4 protein-coding genes are annotated in these 16,689 nt (G+C 72.9%); 2 read left to right on the top strand and 2 right to left on the bottom strand.

Annotation, left to right across the window (positions count from 1 at the left end; genetic code table 11):
* Positions 1–8: 8 nt before the first annotated feature.
* The gene (locus tag CU044_RS06565) at positions 9–9,626 is read right to left on the bottom strand and encodes a type I polyketide synthase (RefSeq protein WP_129767493.1); all 9,618 of its coding nucleotides are present in this window, start codon (positions 9,624–9,626) and stop codon (positions 9–11) included.
* Between the two features lie 44 nt (positions 9,627–9,670).
* Positions 9,671–13,915 carry a beta-ketoacyl synthase N-terminal-like domain-containing protein gene (locus tag CU044_RS06570; RefSeq protein WP_275670180.1) on the bottom strand — a complete coding sequence of 1,415 codons (4,245 nt, stop codon included), beginning with the start codon at positions 13,913–13,915 and terminating at the stop codon, positions 9,671–9,673.
* A 204-nt stretch (positions 13,916–14,119) separates the two neighbouring features.
* Here CU044_RS06570 and CU044_RS06575 point away from each other — a divergent pair, with 204 nt between their 5' ends.
* Together CU044_RS06575 and CU044_RS06580 are read left to right on the top strand one after the other, a co-directional pair.
* Complete coding sequence (locus tag CU044_RS06575) at positions 14,120–15,583, top strand: glycosyltransferase (protein ID WP_129767495.1); 1,464 nt, start codon at positions 14,120–14,122, stop codon at positions 15,581–15,583.
* Between the two features lie 11 nt (positions 15,584–15,594).
* Positions 15,595–16,650 (top strand): DegT/DnrJ/EryC1/StrS family aminotransferase, encoded by a 1,056-nt coding sequence (locus tag CU044_RS06580; protein WP_129767496.1) that lies wholly within the window; start codon positions 15,595–15,597, stop codon positions 16,648–16,650.
* Positions 16,651–16,689 lie beyond the last annotated feature (39 nt).

Here is a 16,689-nt window from a genome sequence, read left to right on the forward strand (position 1 = left end):
GGGAGGGGCTACATCTCGGTGGCGAGCCGCAACAGGCTTTCGGCGTCCATGTCGTCGAGTGAGTCCTCGCCGTCGGCGGCCTGATCGGTCGCCTCGGCGGCGTCGGCGGTGGCGAGTTCGAGCACCATGTCCAGAAGTCCCGCTTTACGGAGTCGGCTGATGGGAACGGAGGCGAGGGCGTCGCGGATCTCCGCGTCGGGATCGTCGGCGCGGTTCTCGTGGGCGTGCCCGGGGGCGGTTCCGAAGAGCAGCGAGCCGATGTGCCGGGCGAGGGCGGCCGGGGTCGGGTGGTCGAAGACCAGGGCCGCGGGCAGCGGCAGGCCCAGGGCCGTCCGCAGCCGGTTGCGCAGTTCCACGGCGGTCACGGAGTCGAATCCGACGTCGCGGAAGGCGCGGGTGGCGGGGATGGCGTCGGCGGCGTCGTGGCCGAGCGTCGCGGACGCCTCCGCGCGTACCGCTTCGAGCAGCGCGCGGTCGCGTTCGGCCGTGGGCAGCGAGTCGAGCCGCTGCCTGAGCGGCGGGGCGGCCGGTGCGCCGTCGCCGGCCGGCGGTTCGCCGGAGGCCAGTGCCCGGCCCGCCTCCGGGATCCCGGAGAGCAGCGGGCTGGGCCGGGTCGCGGTGAAGCTGGGCGTGAACCGCTCCCAGTCCATCAGCGTCACGGTGAGCGCCGTGTCGTCGTCCTCCAGCATCCGTTGGAGCGCGGCGATGGCGAGCGTCGGTTCCATGGGCATGACGCCCTGGCGGCGCAGCCGCTCGTGGACCTCGTCGACCGTGGCCATGCCGACCTCGGCCCAGGTGCCCCAGGCGACGGACGCGGCGGTCAGGCCCTCGGCCCTGCGGTGTTCCGCGAGGGCGTCGAGGAACGCGTTGGCCGCCGCGTAGCCGGGCTGGCCGCCGCTGCCCCAGGTCGCGGCGCCCGACGAGAACAGGACGAAGGCGTCGAGGTCGAGGCCGCGGGTGAGGTCGTGCAGATGCAGGGCGGCGGTCAGCTTGGACCGCATCAGCGCGTCCAGCTGGTCCAGCGTCAGCGACTCGACGGTGGCGTCGCCGTCCGCCACGCCCGCCGCGTGGAACACGGAGGCGAGCGGGAACTCGTCGGGGATCGCGGCCAGTACGCCGGCCAGCGCGTCGCGGTCGGCGGCGTCGCAGGCGGCGATGGTGACGCGGGCGCCCAGTTCCTCCAGTTCGGCGCGGAGCGCCGCCGCGCCGGGCGCGTCCTCGCCGCGGCGGCTGGTCAGCACCACGTGCTCGGCGCCGCGTTCGGTCATCCAGCGGGCGACCCGGCCGCCGATGCCGCCGGTGCCGCCGGTGATCAGTGCCGTACCCCGGCCCCGCCAGCGGCGCCGGGGGGTGTCGGCGGCGGGCGCCGCGTGGGTCATGCGGCGGCCGTGGACCCCGGATTGGCGGATGGCGATCTGGTCCTCGCCGTCCAGGCCGGCCAGGACGGCCGTCAGCCGGGCCGCGGCCCGCGCGTCCGGCGTCTCGGGGAGGTCGACGAGACCTCCCCAGCGGTCCGGGTGCTCCAGCGCGACCACCCGGCCGAGACCCCACAGGGCGCCCTGTACGGGACGGGTGAGCGGGTCGTCCCGGCCCACCGATACGGCGCCCCGGGTGGCGCACCACAGCGGGGCGCGGAGTCCCGCGTCGCCCAGTGCCTGGACGAGGGTGAGCGTCAGGGCCAGCCCCACGGGCACGGAGACGTGGTCCCGGAGGCGCTGCTCGACGGGTGCCAGCAGGGACAGGACGCCGGTGAACTCCGTCCCGTCGGCGGTCAGTTCCGTGATCCGCTTGGCCCAGGCCGCGCGGTCGGCGCCGTCGGTGCCGTTCCCGGCCCCGTCCTCCGCCTCGAACAGGACCGTGTCCGGGCCGAGCGCGGCCAGCGTGGCGGAGATCCAGGCGTCGTCGGCGTGGCCGGCCGGGACCACCGCGAGCCAGCGGCCGGCTGTGGCGTTGGCGCCCGGCTCGTTCAGCCGGGTCCAGTCGACGCGGTAGCGCCAGGCGTTGACGGTGGAGCGCTCACGTGACATGGCGCGCCACGCCGACAGCGTGGGCAGGACGTCACCGAGCGAGGAGCGTGCGCCGTTGGCGCCGACGCCGAGTTCGTCGGCCAGCGACTCCAGGTCCTCGCTCTCGACGAGAGCCCAGAACGCCGTGTCCGCGTCCGTACCACCGCCAGAGATGCCACCACCGGCGCCTGTCCCGGCGACGGGCCGGGGCTCCGGCCAGTACCGGCGGCGCTGGAAGGCGTACGTGGGCAGTTCGACCGGGACGGCACCGCCGGCGGGGAACGCCGCGCGCCAGTCCACCGCCGTGCCATGTGTGTGCGCCTCGGCGAGGGAGGCCAGGAAGCGCCTGAGGCCGCCCTCGTCCCGGCGCAGGGTGCCGAGCACCACCGCGGAGTCGGCGACGGCCTCCGCCACGGTCTCCTGGGTCTCCTGGATGGGGGCGGCCAGCACCGGGTGCGGGCTCATCTCGATGAAGACGCGGTGCCCGTCGGCCAGCAGCGCCCGGGTCGCCTCCTCCATCCGTACGGTCCTGCGCAGGTTCGTGTACCAGTACGCGCCGTCGAACGCGGCGTCCGTCAGCCGGGCACCGGTCACGGTCGAGTAGAACGGCACGCGCGGGGCCTCGGAGCGGACCGGTGCGAGTACGCGGGTGAGTTCGTCGCGTACGGCCTCGACGTGCGCGCCGTGCGAGGCGTAGTCCACGGACACCTTGCGGGCGCGTACGCCCTCTTGTTCGCAGGCGGCGAGCAGTTCGTCCAGTGGACCGGCGTCGCCGGAGACGATGACCGAGGAGGGGCCGTTGACGGCCGCGACCGAGAGCTGTTCGCCCCACGGTTCCAGCAGCGCGGTCACCCGCTCGACGGGCGCGGCCACCGACATCATGCCGCCGAGGCCGGAGAGCCGGGGCAGTGCCCGGCTGCGCAGGGCCACGACGGCGGCGGCGTCCTCCAGGGTCAGCGCGCCCGCCACGTGGGCGGCGGCGATCTCGCCCTGTGAGTGGCCGACGACCGCCGAGGGCTCCACTCCGTACGAGCGCCACAGCGCGGTGAGCGCCACCATCATCGAGAACAGCGCGGGCTGGACGACATCCACGCGTTCGAGCAGCGCGGGGTCCCCCTCTCCCGCCAGTACGTCGTGCAGCGACCAGTCGATGTACGGGGCGAGCGCGCCGGCGCAGGCGTCCACGGTCTCCCGGAACACCGCGGAGCGCGCGAGCAGTTCGCGGCCCATGCCCCACCACTGGGAGCCCTGGCCGGGGAAGACGAACACGGGACCTGTCGGGGCCTCGGCGACGGTGCCGTGGACGACGCCCGCCGCGCCGCGCCCGGTGGCCAGCGCTTCGAGGGCGCGCAGGAAGTCGCCGCGGGTCCTGCCGAGCAGCACCGCGCGGTGGGTGAAGGCGGAGCGGGTGGTCGCCAGGGACCAGCCCACGCGGGTGGGTGAGAGGCCGGGGTCGGCGTCGGCGAGGGCGAGCAGCCGGGCCGCCTGGTCGCGCAGCGCCGCCTCGGACTTGGCCGAGACCAGCCAGGGCACGACGCGCTCGTCCTCGGGCTCGCCGTCCGCAGGCGTTTCCCCGTCGGCCGCCGCGGCCTCGGCCGCCGGCGCCTGCTCCAGGATCAGATGGGCGTTGGTGCCGCTGATCCCGAAGGACGACACGCCCGCGCGGCGCGGCCGGCCGGCGTCCGGCCACACGGTCTGCCCGGTCAGCAGTTCCACCGCGCCGGAGGACCAGTCGACGTGCGACGACGGGATGTCGGCGTGCAGCGTTCCGGGGAGGACGCCCGCGCGCATGGCCATCACCATCTTGATGACGCCCGCGACTCCGGCGGCGGCCTGCGTGTGACCGATGTTCGACTTGAGCGAGCCGAGCCACAGCGGACGCTCCGGCTCACGGTCCTGGCCGTACGTGGCCAGCAGCGCCTGCGCCTCGATCGGATCACCGAGCTTCGTCCCCGTGCCGTGCGCCTCCACCGCGTCGACCTCGGCGCCGGTCAGTCCCGCGTTGGCGAGGGCCTGGCGGATGACGCGCTGCTGGGAGGGGCCGTTGGGGGCGGTGAGCCCGTTGGACGCGCCGTCCTGGTTGATCGCCGAGCCGCGTACGACCGCGAGGACGCGGTGGCCGTTGCGCCGGGCGTCCGACAGCCGCTCCAGCAGGACGACACCGACGCCCTCCGCCAGGGTCATGCCGTCGGCGGCCTCGGAGAACGGCTTGCAGCGGCCGTCGAGCGCGAGCGCCCGCTGCCGGCTGAAGCCCACGAAGGCGTGCGGGGTGGCCATGACGGCCGCGCCGCCCGCCAGCGCGAGGGAACTCTCGCCGCCGCGCAGCGACTGGCAGGCCAGATGGATCGCGACCAGCGAGGACGAGCAGGCGGTGTCGACGGTGACGGCCGGGCCCTCGAACCCGTACAGGTAGGACATCCGGCCGGACAGCACACTGGCCGCCGTGCCGGTGACCATGTGCACTTCGGAGCCTTCGGTGCCGTTCTGCACGCTGGTCGAGTAGTCCTGGTAGCTGGCGCCGATGAAGGTGCCGGCGGCGCTGCCGCGCAGCGAGTCCAGGTCGATCCCGGCGCGCTCGAAGGCTTCCCAGGAGGTCTCCAGCAGCAGGCGCTGCTGGGGGTCCATGGACACGGCCTCGCGCGGTGAGATGCCGAAGAAGCCGGGGTCGAACTCCGCGGCCTCGTGCAGGAACCCGCCCCGGGTGGAGTAGGTCCTGCCCTGCCGGTCGGGGTCGGGGTCGTAGAGCCCCTGGGCGTCCCAGCCGCGGTCGGCGGGGAACTCGGAGATCACGTCCGCGCCGTCCAGGGCGAGCCGGATCAGCTCCTCGGGCGAGCCCGCGCCGCCGGGGTAGCGGCAGCTCATGCCGATGATGGCGATCGGGTCGTCGTCCGTATCGGCCCCGGCGGGCGTGGTGCGCGCCGCCACGGCCGTCTCCTGGCCGCCGCCCAGGGCGGCGGACTTCAGGTAGCCCGCCAGTGCGACGGCGTTCGGGTAGTCGAAGACCATGGTCGACGGCAGGGTCAGCCCGGTGGCCGCGACGACGCGGTTGCGCAGGTCCACGGCGGTGACGGAGTCGAAGCCGATGTCACGGAAGGCGCGCCGCTCGGGGAAGGACTCGGCGGAGGCGTGGCCGAGGACGGCGGCGGCTTCCGTACGGACCAGGGTGAGCAGCAGCCGCTCCTGCTCGGGGCCCGGCAGATCGTGCAGCCGCGCCGCGAGATCGCTCGTCTCCGGCCGTCCGCCGGTCTGTTCGGCGGCGCGGGTGAGCTGACGGGCGACCTCGGGCACCTCGTCGAACAGGCGGGTGGGCCGGCCCGCGGTGAAGACCGGGTAGTACGTGTCCCAGTCGATGTCCGTGAGCCCGATGACGGTCTCGTCGTCGTCCAGGACCGTGCCGAGCCCGTCCAGCGCCAGCCGCGGGTCGAGGTATGCGAGACCGCTGCGGCGGATGTGGTGCGGGTCGGCCAGCTCGCGTTCGATGTCGTCGGGCCACTTGCCCCAGTGCACCGAGGTGGTGCGCAGGCCGCGGGCGCGGCGGCTGACGGCGAGCGCGGAGAGGTAGGCGTTGCCCGCGACATAGGCCGCGTGGTGGCCGCTGCCCCACATGCCGGCGGTGGACGAGTAGAGGATGAAGTCGTCGAGTTCGTCGTCGTCGAGCAGTTCGTCCAGGTGCTGGGCACCGGTGACCTTGGCGTGCACGACGTCCGAGAAGGACTCCATCGTGGTCTCGGCCAGGGTGTACAGCTCGATGACGGCGGCGGTGTGGATGACCGTGCGTACGGTACGGCCCCGCGCCTTGAGGTCCGCGAGGAGCGCGGCGACGGCGTCGCGGTCGGTCACATCACAGGCGACGGCGGCGGCTTCGGTACCCGACGCGGCCAGTTCCGCGACCAGTTCGGCGGCGCCCGGGGCGTCCGTGCCCCGGCGGCTGGCGAGCACCACATGGTCCGCGCCCCGGTCGGCGAGCCAGCGGGCGAGGCCGGGGGCGAGGGTGCCCGAGCCGCCGGTGACCAGTGTCGTGCCGCGTGGTGTCCAGGTACGAGAGGGGCCCTGTCCGCCGGCTCCGGCGCGGACGATACGGCGGGTGAAGACACCGGAGGGGCGGACGGCGAGCTGGTCCTCGTCGCCCAGCGCGCCCGCGAGGGCGGAGACCACGTGTCCGGCGGTGCGCCGGTCCAGGGCCGGCGGCAGGTCGATGACGCCGCCCCACCGCCGGGGGTGTTCCAGCGCGGCGGTCCAGCCGACTCCGGCGACCTGGGCCTGTACGGGGTGCGTGAGCGCGTCGGAGCGGCCGGTGGAGACCGCGCCCCGGGTGAGGAACCACAGCGGCGCCTCGATTCCGGCGTCGCCCAGGGCCTGGACGAGCGAGACGGTCAGCGCGAGGCCGAGGGTGAGACCGGGGTGGCGCGCGCCGCGCTCCTCGGCGGCGGCGAGCGTCGAGACGATCCCGGTGAACTGGCTGATTCCGGCGGGCCGGCCGATACCGGACAGCCGTTCGGCGAGCACGGCGCGGTCCGTGTACGGATCGTCCAGGACCAGCCGGGTCACCTCGGCTCCGGCGCCCTCCAGCAGGCCGGCGGTCTCGCTGTCGTCGGTGCCCGCGGCGGAGACGACGAGCCATGCACCGGTCAGCGAGCGCGCCGGGACGGTGCCCACCGGCGACCAGGTCACGCGGTAGCGCCAGGAGTCGACGGTGGAGCGGTCGTTGCGGGACCTGCGCCAGGAGGAGAGCGCGGGCAGTACGGCGGCCACGGAGTTCTCGTCCGTACGCAGTGCCGTGGTGAGCGCGGACACGTCTTCCCGCTCCACGGCCGCCCAAAACTCGGCGTCCAGCGGGTCGATGGCGTCGACCCGGTCGAGGACGGCGGGGATGTTCCAGAACCGCTCGTGCTGGAAGGCGTAGGTGGGCAGATCGATCCGGCGGACGTCCGTACCGGCGAAGAGTCCGGCCCAGTCGACCTCGACGCCGCGTACGAACACCTCGGCGGCGGAGACCAGGAAGCGCGCGAGGCCGCCCCGGTCGCGGCGCAGCGTGCCGGTGGCGACGGCCGGTTCGCCGTACGCCTCGGTCATGTCCTGTACCGACATGGTCAGTACGGGATGCGAGCTGACCTCGATGAACACACGGTGTTCGTCGGCCAGCAGATCACCGACCGCTTCGGCGAACCGCACGCGCTGGCGCAGATTGCGGAACCAGTACCCCGCGTCCATCCGCTCGGTGTCCAGCCAGTCGCCGGTCACCGTGGAGAAGAACGGGACGTCGGAGGCGCGGGGGCGCACCGGCGCCAGGACGTCGAGGAGTTCGTCACGCAGGTCCTCGACCCGCGCGGAGTGCGAGGCGTAGTCCACCGCGACCCGGCGGACCCGTACGTCCTCGGCGGTCAGTTCGGCCGACAGCTCGTCCAGCGCGTCCGGTTCGCCGGAGACGACGACCGAGCGCGGCCCGTTGACGGCGGCCACCGACACCCGGCCGGGCCAGGCCTCCAGCCTGCTGTCCACCTCGTCGGCGGGCAGCGGGACGGACATCATCCCGCCGTGGCCGGCCAGGGTGCGGCCGATCGCCTGGCTGCGCAGCGCGACCACCCGCGCGCCGTCCTCCAGCGAGAGCGCTCCGGCGACGACGGCCGCCGCGATCTCGCCCTGCGAGTGGCCCACGACCGCCGCGGGCTCCACGCCGTGCGAACGCCAGAGGGCGGCGAGGGAGACCATCACGGCGAAGGACGCGGGCTGCACCACATCGACCCGCTCCAGCGACGGGGCGTCCGGCGCCCCGCGCAGCACATCCTCCAGTGACCAGTCCACGAACTCGCCCAGCGCGGTCGCGCATTCGGCGATCCGCCGGGCGAAGACCGGTGACTCCGCGAGGAGTCCGGCGCCCATCCCGGCCCACTGCGAGCCCTGTCCCGGGAAGACGAACACCGTCCTGCCCTCGACGTCGGCCAGGCCCGAGACGAGATCCGGCCAGGACTGGCCGGTGCCCAGTGCCCGTGCTCCGTCGAGGAGTCCGGCACGGTCCGCGCCGACCACGACCGCGCGGTTCTCGAACACCGAGCGCGACGAGAGGAGGGAGTGGCCGACATCGGCGGGCCGCGCCGACGGGTCGTTCTCCAGCCGGGCCACGAGCGCGCTCGCCTGGTCGCGTACGGCGGCCTCACCGCGGCCGGACACGACCCAGGGCACGGCGGGGCCCGCGAAGGGTGCCGGGGCGTCTTCCCCGTCTCCCGCCGCCTCCGCCTCCGCCGGGACCGGGGCCTGCTCCAGCAGTGCGTGGGCGTTGGTGCCGCTGATACCGAACGACGACACCGCGCACCGGCGCGGCCGTCCGGTCTCCGGCCACTGGACGGCCTCCGTGAGCAGCCGTACCGCGCCGGAGGACCAGTCGACGTGCGACGAGGGGTTCTCCGCGTGCAGTGTTCTGGGCAGCACGCCGTTGCGCAGCGCCATCACCATCTTGATGACGCCCGCGACTCCGGCGGCGGCCTGCGTGTGACCGATGTTCGACTTGAGCGAGCCGAGCCACAGCGGACGCTCCGGCTCACGGTCCTGGCCGTACGTGGCCAGCAGCGCCTGCGCCTCGATCGGATCACCGAGCCTCGTACCCGTACCGTGCGCCTCCACCGCGTCCACGTCGGACGGGGAGAGTCCGGCCGCCGCCAGGACCTGACGGACCACCCGTTCCTGGGAAGGGCCGTTGGGCGCGGTGAGCCCGTTGGACGCGCCGTCCTGATTGACCGCGGAGCCGCGCAGCACGGCGAGGACCTGGTGCCCGTTGCGGCGGGCGTCCGAGAGGCGTTCCGCGACGAGGACGCCGACGCCCTCGCCCCAGCCCGTGCCGTCCGCGTCGTCGGAGAACGCCTTGCACCGTCCGTCGGGGGCCAGTCCGCCCTGCTTGCTGAACTCCACGAAGACGGAGGGCTCGGTGAGTACGGTGACGCCGCCGATGACGGCGAGCGAGGACTCGCCGTTGCGCAGCGACTGCGCCGCCACGTGCAGGGCGACCAGCGAGGACGAGCAGGCGGTGTCGACCGTGAGGGCGGGGCCTTCGAGCCCCAGGGTGTAGGCGAGCCGTCCCGACAGCACGCTGGCGGCGGTGCCGGTCAGCGCGTGTCCCTGGAGTTCACCGGCCGCGGCGGCCGAGGGCGCTCCCCAGTGGTAGGCGCCCACGAACACACCGGCCTGGCTGCCGCGCAGCGAGCCCGGGGCGATCCCGGCCCGCTCCAGGGCCTCCCAGGTCACTTCGAGCAGCAGCCGCTGCTGGGGATCCATGGCGATCGCCTCGCGCGGCGAGATCCCGAAGAAGCCCGCGTCGAATTCGGCCGCCTCGTAGAGAAAGCCGCCCTCGTGGGTGGCGCTGTTTCCTTCGCCGGTCCCGGTGAGCCGGTCGAGATCCCAGCCGCGGTCCGCGGGAAATACCGATATGGCGTCGCCACCGGACTCGACGAGTTCCCAGAGGGCTTCCGGGGAACGTACGCCTCCGGGCAGCCGGCAGCTCATTCCGACAAGGGCGATGGGCTCATTGTTCTTGAGCTCCAGTTCGCCGATGCGCTGCCGTGCGCGGCGGAGATCGGAAGTGACCCGCCTCAAGTAGTCGACGACTTTGTCCTGCTGGTCTTCTGGCACCGGTCCGTCCTCATCATCGGGTCGCGAACGAAAGCAGCAATTCTCTATGTGGTTTCGAACTCTTCATCGATGATGTCGAGCAGTCTGTCGACCGACACCGTCTCGATGTCCTCGCCGGAAGTGCGCAGTGCGGAGGGCGTGGATTGCCGAAGGGTGGAGATGATTTTCTCCAGGCGGTCGGCGATCACCTGGCGTTCACCGCCGTCCGACGACACCGAGTGGATGACCGCCTCGAATCTGGTGAGTTCGTCGTCCGCCGAGCCCGTCGCCGGGGCGGCGGGCGCGGTGAGGAGCGCCGCGAGGTGATCGGCGATCCGTACGGGCGTCGGGAAGTTGAAGACGAGCGTGGTCGGCAGCTCCCGGCCGGTGAGCAGGCCGAGCCGGTCGCGGAGTTCGACGCCCGCGAGCGAGTCGAAGCCCATTTCCTTGAAGGCGTGCCGGGCGCCGATGGCGTCCGCGCCGCCGTGGCCGAGCACGGCGGCGGCCTCGGTCCGTACGAGATCGAGCAGATACCGTGCCCGCTTGGCCTCGGGCATCTCTGCCAGCCGCTTGACCAGGGTGGGGACATCTCCGTCCCGTGCGCCCGGCCTGGCGGCCGGCGGCCGGGTGGTGCGGGCGCCCGCGGACACCGTACGGGCCCCGTTCCGGGGCGATGCGGGGGCGGGCAGCAACTCCCGTGCGGTCAGCGGCCGTACGCGCAGCGTCTCGGCCGTGAGCACCGGTGTCCCGGAGAAGTCCGCGGCCGTCAGCTCCAGCTCGCGGGCCACGCTGTCGTCGGCGGCGCCGCCGTCGCCGCGCGGGGCGAGCCGTACGCGCAGTGCGGAGGCCCCGAAGGCGTGCAGGGACACGCCGCGCCAGCGGTCGGGAAGACCGCCCTCGTCGGTCATGGCGGCGTGCCGCGCCGCGTCCAGCAGGGCGGGGTGCAGTCCGTACGCCTCCGCGTCCGCCACCTCGGCGGGCAGGGCGATCTCGGCGAAGGTCTCGGCGCCGCGCCGCCACAGCGCCCGCAGCCCCTGGAAGACCGGGCCGTAGTCGAAGCCGCGGTCGGCGAGGCGTTCGTAGTGGTCCGCCAGGTCCACCGGCTCGGCGCCCTCCGGCGGCCAGACGCCCGTGCCGAAGCCGAGGTCGGCGGCGGTGCGCGGCTCGCCAGGGACCGGGGTCAGGACGCCGGTCGCGTGCTGGGTCCACGGCTGGTGGACGGCGCCCTCCGGCCTGGAGTGGACGGTGACGGCGCGCCAGCCGATGCCGTCCGGCGTGCTGAGGCGTACTTGCAGGCGTACGGAGCCGTGCTCGGGCAGGACGAGGGCTTCGGTGAGGGTCAGTTCCTCGATCCGGTCGCAGCCCGCCTCGTCACCGGCCCGGATCGCCAGCTCCAGCAGGGCGCTTCCCGGCAGCGTGATCCGTCCGGCGATCGCGTGCTGGGCCAGCCAGGGGTGGGTGCGGATGGAGAGCCGGCCGGTGAACACCAGGCCCTCGCCGCCCGCGAGTTCCACGGTGACGCCGAGCAGGGGGTGTCCGGTGGCGCCCGCGCCCTCGTCGCCCGCGCCGGCCGACGGCGGGGCCGGCCAGAAGCGTGCGTACTGGAAGGCGTAGGTGGGCAGGTCGACGCGGCGGGCGGCGGTGTCCGCGAAGAAGGCCCGCCAGTCGACCGGGACCCCGGCGGTGTGCAGCCGGCCAAGCGCGGCGACGAGAGCGGCTTCCTCCGTACGGTCCTTGCGCAGCGCGGGTACGACGGTCATGCGCCGGGCGGCCTCGCCGAGGCTGTCCTTGGCCATCGCGGAGAGCACGCTTCCGGGCCCCAGTTCCAGCAGGACGTCCGCGTCCTCGTCGCGCAGCGCCCTGACACCGTCGGCGAAGCGTACGGCGTGGCGTACATGCCGCACCCAGTAGTCGGGGGTGCACAGCAGCCGCGCGCCGGCCGGTTCTCCGGTGAGGTTCGAGACGACCGGTACGGCCGGCTCGTGGAAGGTGAGCGTGTCCACGACGCGCCGGAAGGCGTCGAGCATCGGGTCCATCAGCGGCGAGTGGAAGGCGTGGGACACCGACAGGCGGTTCGTCCTGCGGCCCTGCCCGGTGAAGTGCGCGGCGATCTCCTCCACGGCGCTCTCCTCCCCCGCGACGACGACGGACGTCGGTCCGTTGACGGCGGCGAGGGAGACCTGGTCCGCGCGGTCCGCGAGCAGCGGGAGGACCTCGTCCTCGGCGGCCTGTACGGCGATCATGGCGCCGCCCGGGGGCAGCGCCTGCATCAGGGCGCCGCGCGCGGCGACCAGCCGGCAGGCGTCGGCGAGCGAGAAGACGCCCGCGACATGGGCCGCCGCGATCTCGCCGACCGAGTGGCCGCCGACCACGGCGGGGCGCACGCCCAGTGATTCCACCAGCCGGAACAGCGCCGTCTCGACGGCGAACAGCGCGGGCTGGGTCCAGCCGGTGAGGTTCAGCGTCTCCGGGTCGTCGCCCCACATGACCGTGCGCAGCGGCCGGTCGAGATGTCCGTCCAGCTCGGCCAGCACCTCGTCGAGGGCGCGGGCGAAGACCGGGAAGCGCGCGTACAGTTCGCGCCCCATGCCCAGGCGCTGGCTGCCCTGGCCGGGGAAGAGGATCGCGGTGGTGCCGTCGCCCGCCTCGCCCCGGGCGGCTTCCGTCACGTCCTGGCCGTCCGCGAGCAGTACGGCCCGGTGCCGCAGCGCGGCCCGGCCGGTCGCCAGGGAGTACCCGATGTCGGCCGGTGCGAGGCCGGGGGCGCCCGCCACGAAGTCCGTGAGCCGGGCCAGCTGGTCCTTCAGCGCCGCCTCCGTCCTGGCCGAGACGAGCCAGGGCACCACGGCGGGCGTGGTGCCCGGTACGGGAACGGACGGGACCGACTCGCCCGCGCCCGGGGCCTGTCCGCTCGCGCTCAGGGCGGGTCCGACCGTGTCCGGGGCCTGTTCGCCCGCGTCCGGGGCCTGTTCGACGATCAGATGCGCGTTGGTGCCGCTGATCCCGAACGACGACACGCCCGCACGCCGGGGCCGGCCGTCCGCGTTCCACGGGACCGGCCCGGTCAGCAGCTCGACGGCGCCGCCCGACCAGTCCACCTGGGTGGTCGGCCGGTTCACGTGCAGGGTGCGCGGCATCAGCCCGTGCCGCATGGCCATCACCGTCTTGATGAAGCCCACGACCCCGGCCGCCGCCTGGGCGTGCCCGATGTTCGACTTGAGGGAGCCGAGCCGCAGCGGGCGTCCGGGGGTACGGTCGCGCCCGTAGGTGGCGAGCAGCGCCTGTGCCTCGATCGGGTCGCCCAGCTTCGTACCGGTGCCGTGTGCCTCGACGAGATCGACATCGGCTCCGGAGAGGCCCGCGTCGGCGAGCGCCCGGCGGATGACGTCCTCCTGTGCCCGGCCGCTCGGGGAGGTCAGGCCGTTGGAGGCGCCGTCCTGGTTGGTGGCGCTGCCGCGGATGACGGCGAGTACGGGGTGCCCCTGGGCGCGGGCGTCGGAGAGGCGTTCCAGTACGACGATGCCGACGCCCTCGGCCCAGGCGGTGCCGTCCGCGTCGTCGGAGAACACCTTGCAGCGGCCGTCGGGGGCCAGCCCGCCCTGCCGGGAGTAGCCGACGAACCCCACGGGGGTGGACATCACGGTGACGCCGCCGGCCAGCGCCATCGAGCACTCCCCCGCGCGCAGGGAGCGCGCCGCCCAGTGCAGGGCGACCAGCGAGGAGGAGGAAGCGGTGTCGACGGTGACCGCCGGTCCTTCGAGGCCGAGGGTGTAGGCGAGCCGTCCGGACGCGACGCTGGGGGAGAGCCCGGTCATGGCGTGGCCCGCCAGGTCTTCCCCGGACCGCTGGGTGACGGTGGCGTAGTCCTGGCCGTTGGTGCCGACGAACACGCCGGTACGGCTGCCGTTCAGCGCGTACGGGTCGATCCCGGCCCGTTCGACGGCCTCCCAGGAGGTTTCGAGCACCAGCCGCTGCTGCGGGTCCGTGGACACGGCCTCGCGGGGTGACATGCCGAAGAACCCGGCGTCGAAGTCGGCGGCGTCGTGCAGGAATCCGCCATGGCGGGTCACGCTGCGGCCCGGCCCTTCGCCGGCCAGCGCGTCCAGGTCCCAGCCGCGGTCGGCCGGGAAGCCGGAGATCGCGTCACGGCCCGTCAGGACCAGGTCCCACAGCTCCTCGGGGGAGCGCACCCCTCCCGGACAGCGGCATGCCATCCCGACGACCACTACCGGGTCTTCGTCGGCTCCGATCGTCATGACGTTGCACACCCCTAGGGAAAGTCGGGCCTCGGACACCTCTCCGTGCCGGATCGTATGGGTGTCAAGGCTGTACTTTTCCCTAAGGAATTCGGCGGTTCCGCGCGGAGGACCGCGGAAGACTAGGGATTCTCCGGAACGTGGTGTGAGACCAAGTAACTGTTCCGCTTCCTCGCGCGGCGCGGCCACCCGGCGACCGGCCGTGTGGGTACCTGTGGCACCGAACGCTCCGGCTGCCACTTCCGAAGGGTGTTGTCCATGGGCTCGATTCGGCGGCCGATCCTGTTCGTCAGCTATGCCGAAAGCGGTCTTCTGAACCCGCTGCTCGTACTGGCGGAGGAATTGTCCCGCCGGGGGGTGGAGGATCTGTGGTTCGCGACCGACGAAAAGGGGCGCTCCGATATCGGCGCGGCCAAAGCGGGAACGCCCGTGGAGTTCGCTTCACTGGGTGATGTGGTGTCGCAGATGTCGGCCGTCACCTGGGACGACGAGACATACCGGGAGGTGACCCAGCGTTCCCGGTTCAAGGCGCATCGCGCGGTCATCAAGCACTCCTTCGCGCCGGAGTCGCGGGTGGAGAAGTACAAGCGTCTCGAAGCCGTCGTCGACGAGGTGAAGCCGGCGCTGATGGTCATCGAGTCGATGTGTCAGTTCGGGTACGAGCTGGCCATCACGAAGAAGATCCCCTTCGTGCTGGGCGTGCCGTTCGTGCCGAGCAATGTGCTCACCTCGCACGTGCCGTTCGCCACGTCGTACACGCCGCGCGGCTTCCCGGTGCCGCACTCGGGGCTGCCGCTGGACATGACGTTCGCGCAGCGGGTGGAGAACCAGCTGTTCCGGCTGCGGACGCTGGGGATGTTCATGACGTCCTCGGTGCGCGAGGTGGTCGAGGAGGACAACCGGATCCGCGCGGAGCTGGGGATCGCGCCCGAGGCGCGCCAGATGATGGCCAGGATCGACCATGCCGAGATGGTCCTCTGCTACTCGGTGCCGGAGCTGGACTATCCGTTCCCGATGCCGGAGAAGATGCGGCTGGTCGGCGCGATGGTGCCGCCGCTGCCGCAGGCCCCGGACGACGACGGGCTCTCCGAGTGGCTCGACGCCCAGAAGTCCGTGGTCTACATGGGGTTCGGCACGATCACCCGGCTGACCGGGGAACAGGTCGGGGCGCTGGTGGACGTGACGCGGCGGCTGGCGGGCAAGCACGCGGTCCTGTGGAAACTCCCCAAGGAACAGCAGGAGTTGCTGCCCCCCGCGGACGAGCTGCCGGACAATCTGCGGATCGAGAACTGGGTCCCGTCCCAGCTCGATGTGCTGGCCCACCCGAACGTCAAGGTCTTCTTCACGCACGCCGGCGGCAACGGCTACCACGAGGGGCTGTACTTCGGTAAGCCGCTGGTGGTGCGTCCGCTCTGGGTCGACTGCGACGACCAGGCCATCCGCGGCCAGGACTTCGGGGTCAGTCTGACCCTCGACCGTCCGGAGACCGTCGATCCGGACGATGTGTTCGACAAGCTCACCAGGGTGCTCGACGACAGCGCGTTCCGTGAGCGTGCCGAGCACTTCGCGAAGCTGCTGCGCGCCGCGGGCGGACGCGCCGCCGCCGCGGATCTGCTCCTGGGCCTTCCGGCCCTCACCGGTGCGGCCCCGTCCGACCCGGCCCTTTCCTATCCGGCCCTTTCCGATCCGGCCCATTCCGACCAGGCTCCCGCCACCGACTGATCGAGGCTTCCATGTCCTACACCCATCCTGTCTCCAAGCCCTGGCTCGGCGGGCGTGAGCTCGAGTATGTGACGGACGCCGTCAGCGGCGGCTGGATCTCCTCGCAGGGCCCCTACGTCCGCAAGTTCGAGAGCGCGTTCGCCGACTACAACGGGATCGCGCACGGCGTCGCCTGCTCGTCCGGTACGACGGCGCTCACGCTGGCCCTGCGCGCCCTCGGTGTCGGCCCCGGCGACGAGGTGATCGTCCCGGAGTTCACGATGATCGCGACGGCGTGGGCGGTGACCTACACCGGTGCCACGCCCGTCTTCGTGGACTGCGGCGACGATCTCAACATCGATGTCTCGCTGATCGAGGGGAAGATCACCCCCCGCACCAAGGTGATCATGCCGGTGCACATCTACGGCCGTCGCTGCGACATGGACACGATCATGGATCTGGCCCATGAGTACAACCTGCGGGTCGTGGAGGACTCCGCCGAGGCGCACGGGGTCCGGCCGGTCGCCGACATCGCCTGTTTCTCGCTGTTCGCCAACAAGATCATCACCGCCGGTGAGGGCGGTATCTGTCTCACCGACGACAAGCACCTCGCCGGTCAGATGGCGCATCTGCGGGCGATGGCCTTCACCAAGGACCACAGCTTCCTGCACAAGAAGCTGGCCTACAACTTCCGTATGACGAGCATGCAGGCGGCCGTCGCCCTGGCCCAGACCGAGCGGCTCGACGCCATCCTGGAGACGCGCCGCGAGATCGAGCGGCGGTACGACGAGGGCCTCAGCGGTATCGGCGGGATCACCCTGATGCCGCCGCGCGATGTGCTGTGGATGTACGACCTGCGCGCCGAACGCCGGGAGGAGCTGCGGGACTTCCTCGCCGACGAGGGCGTCGAGACACGGCTCTTCTTCAAGCCGATGAGCCGGCAGCCCGGATACCTCCACCCCGACTGGCCCTCGCTGAAGGCCAGCCGCTTCAGCGAGGACGGCTTCTACCTCCCGACCCACACCGGGCTCACCGCGGAGGACCAGGAGTTCATCACGGGAAAGATCCGCAAGTTCTACGGCGGCTAGGCCCGCGACCCGCGACCCGCGACCCGTGACCTGCGACCC

This window comes from Streptomyces sp. L-9-10 (assembly GCF_004151105.1).
In the GTDB taxonomy this organism is placed as follows: domain Bacteria; phylum Actinomycetota; class Actinomycetes; order Streptomycetales; family Streptomycetaceae; genus Streptomyces.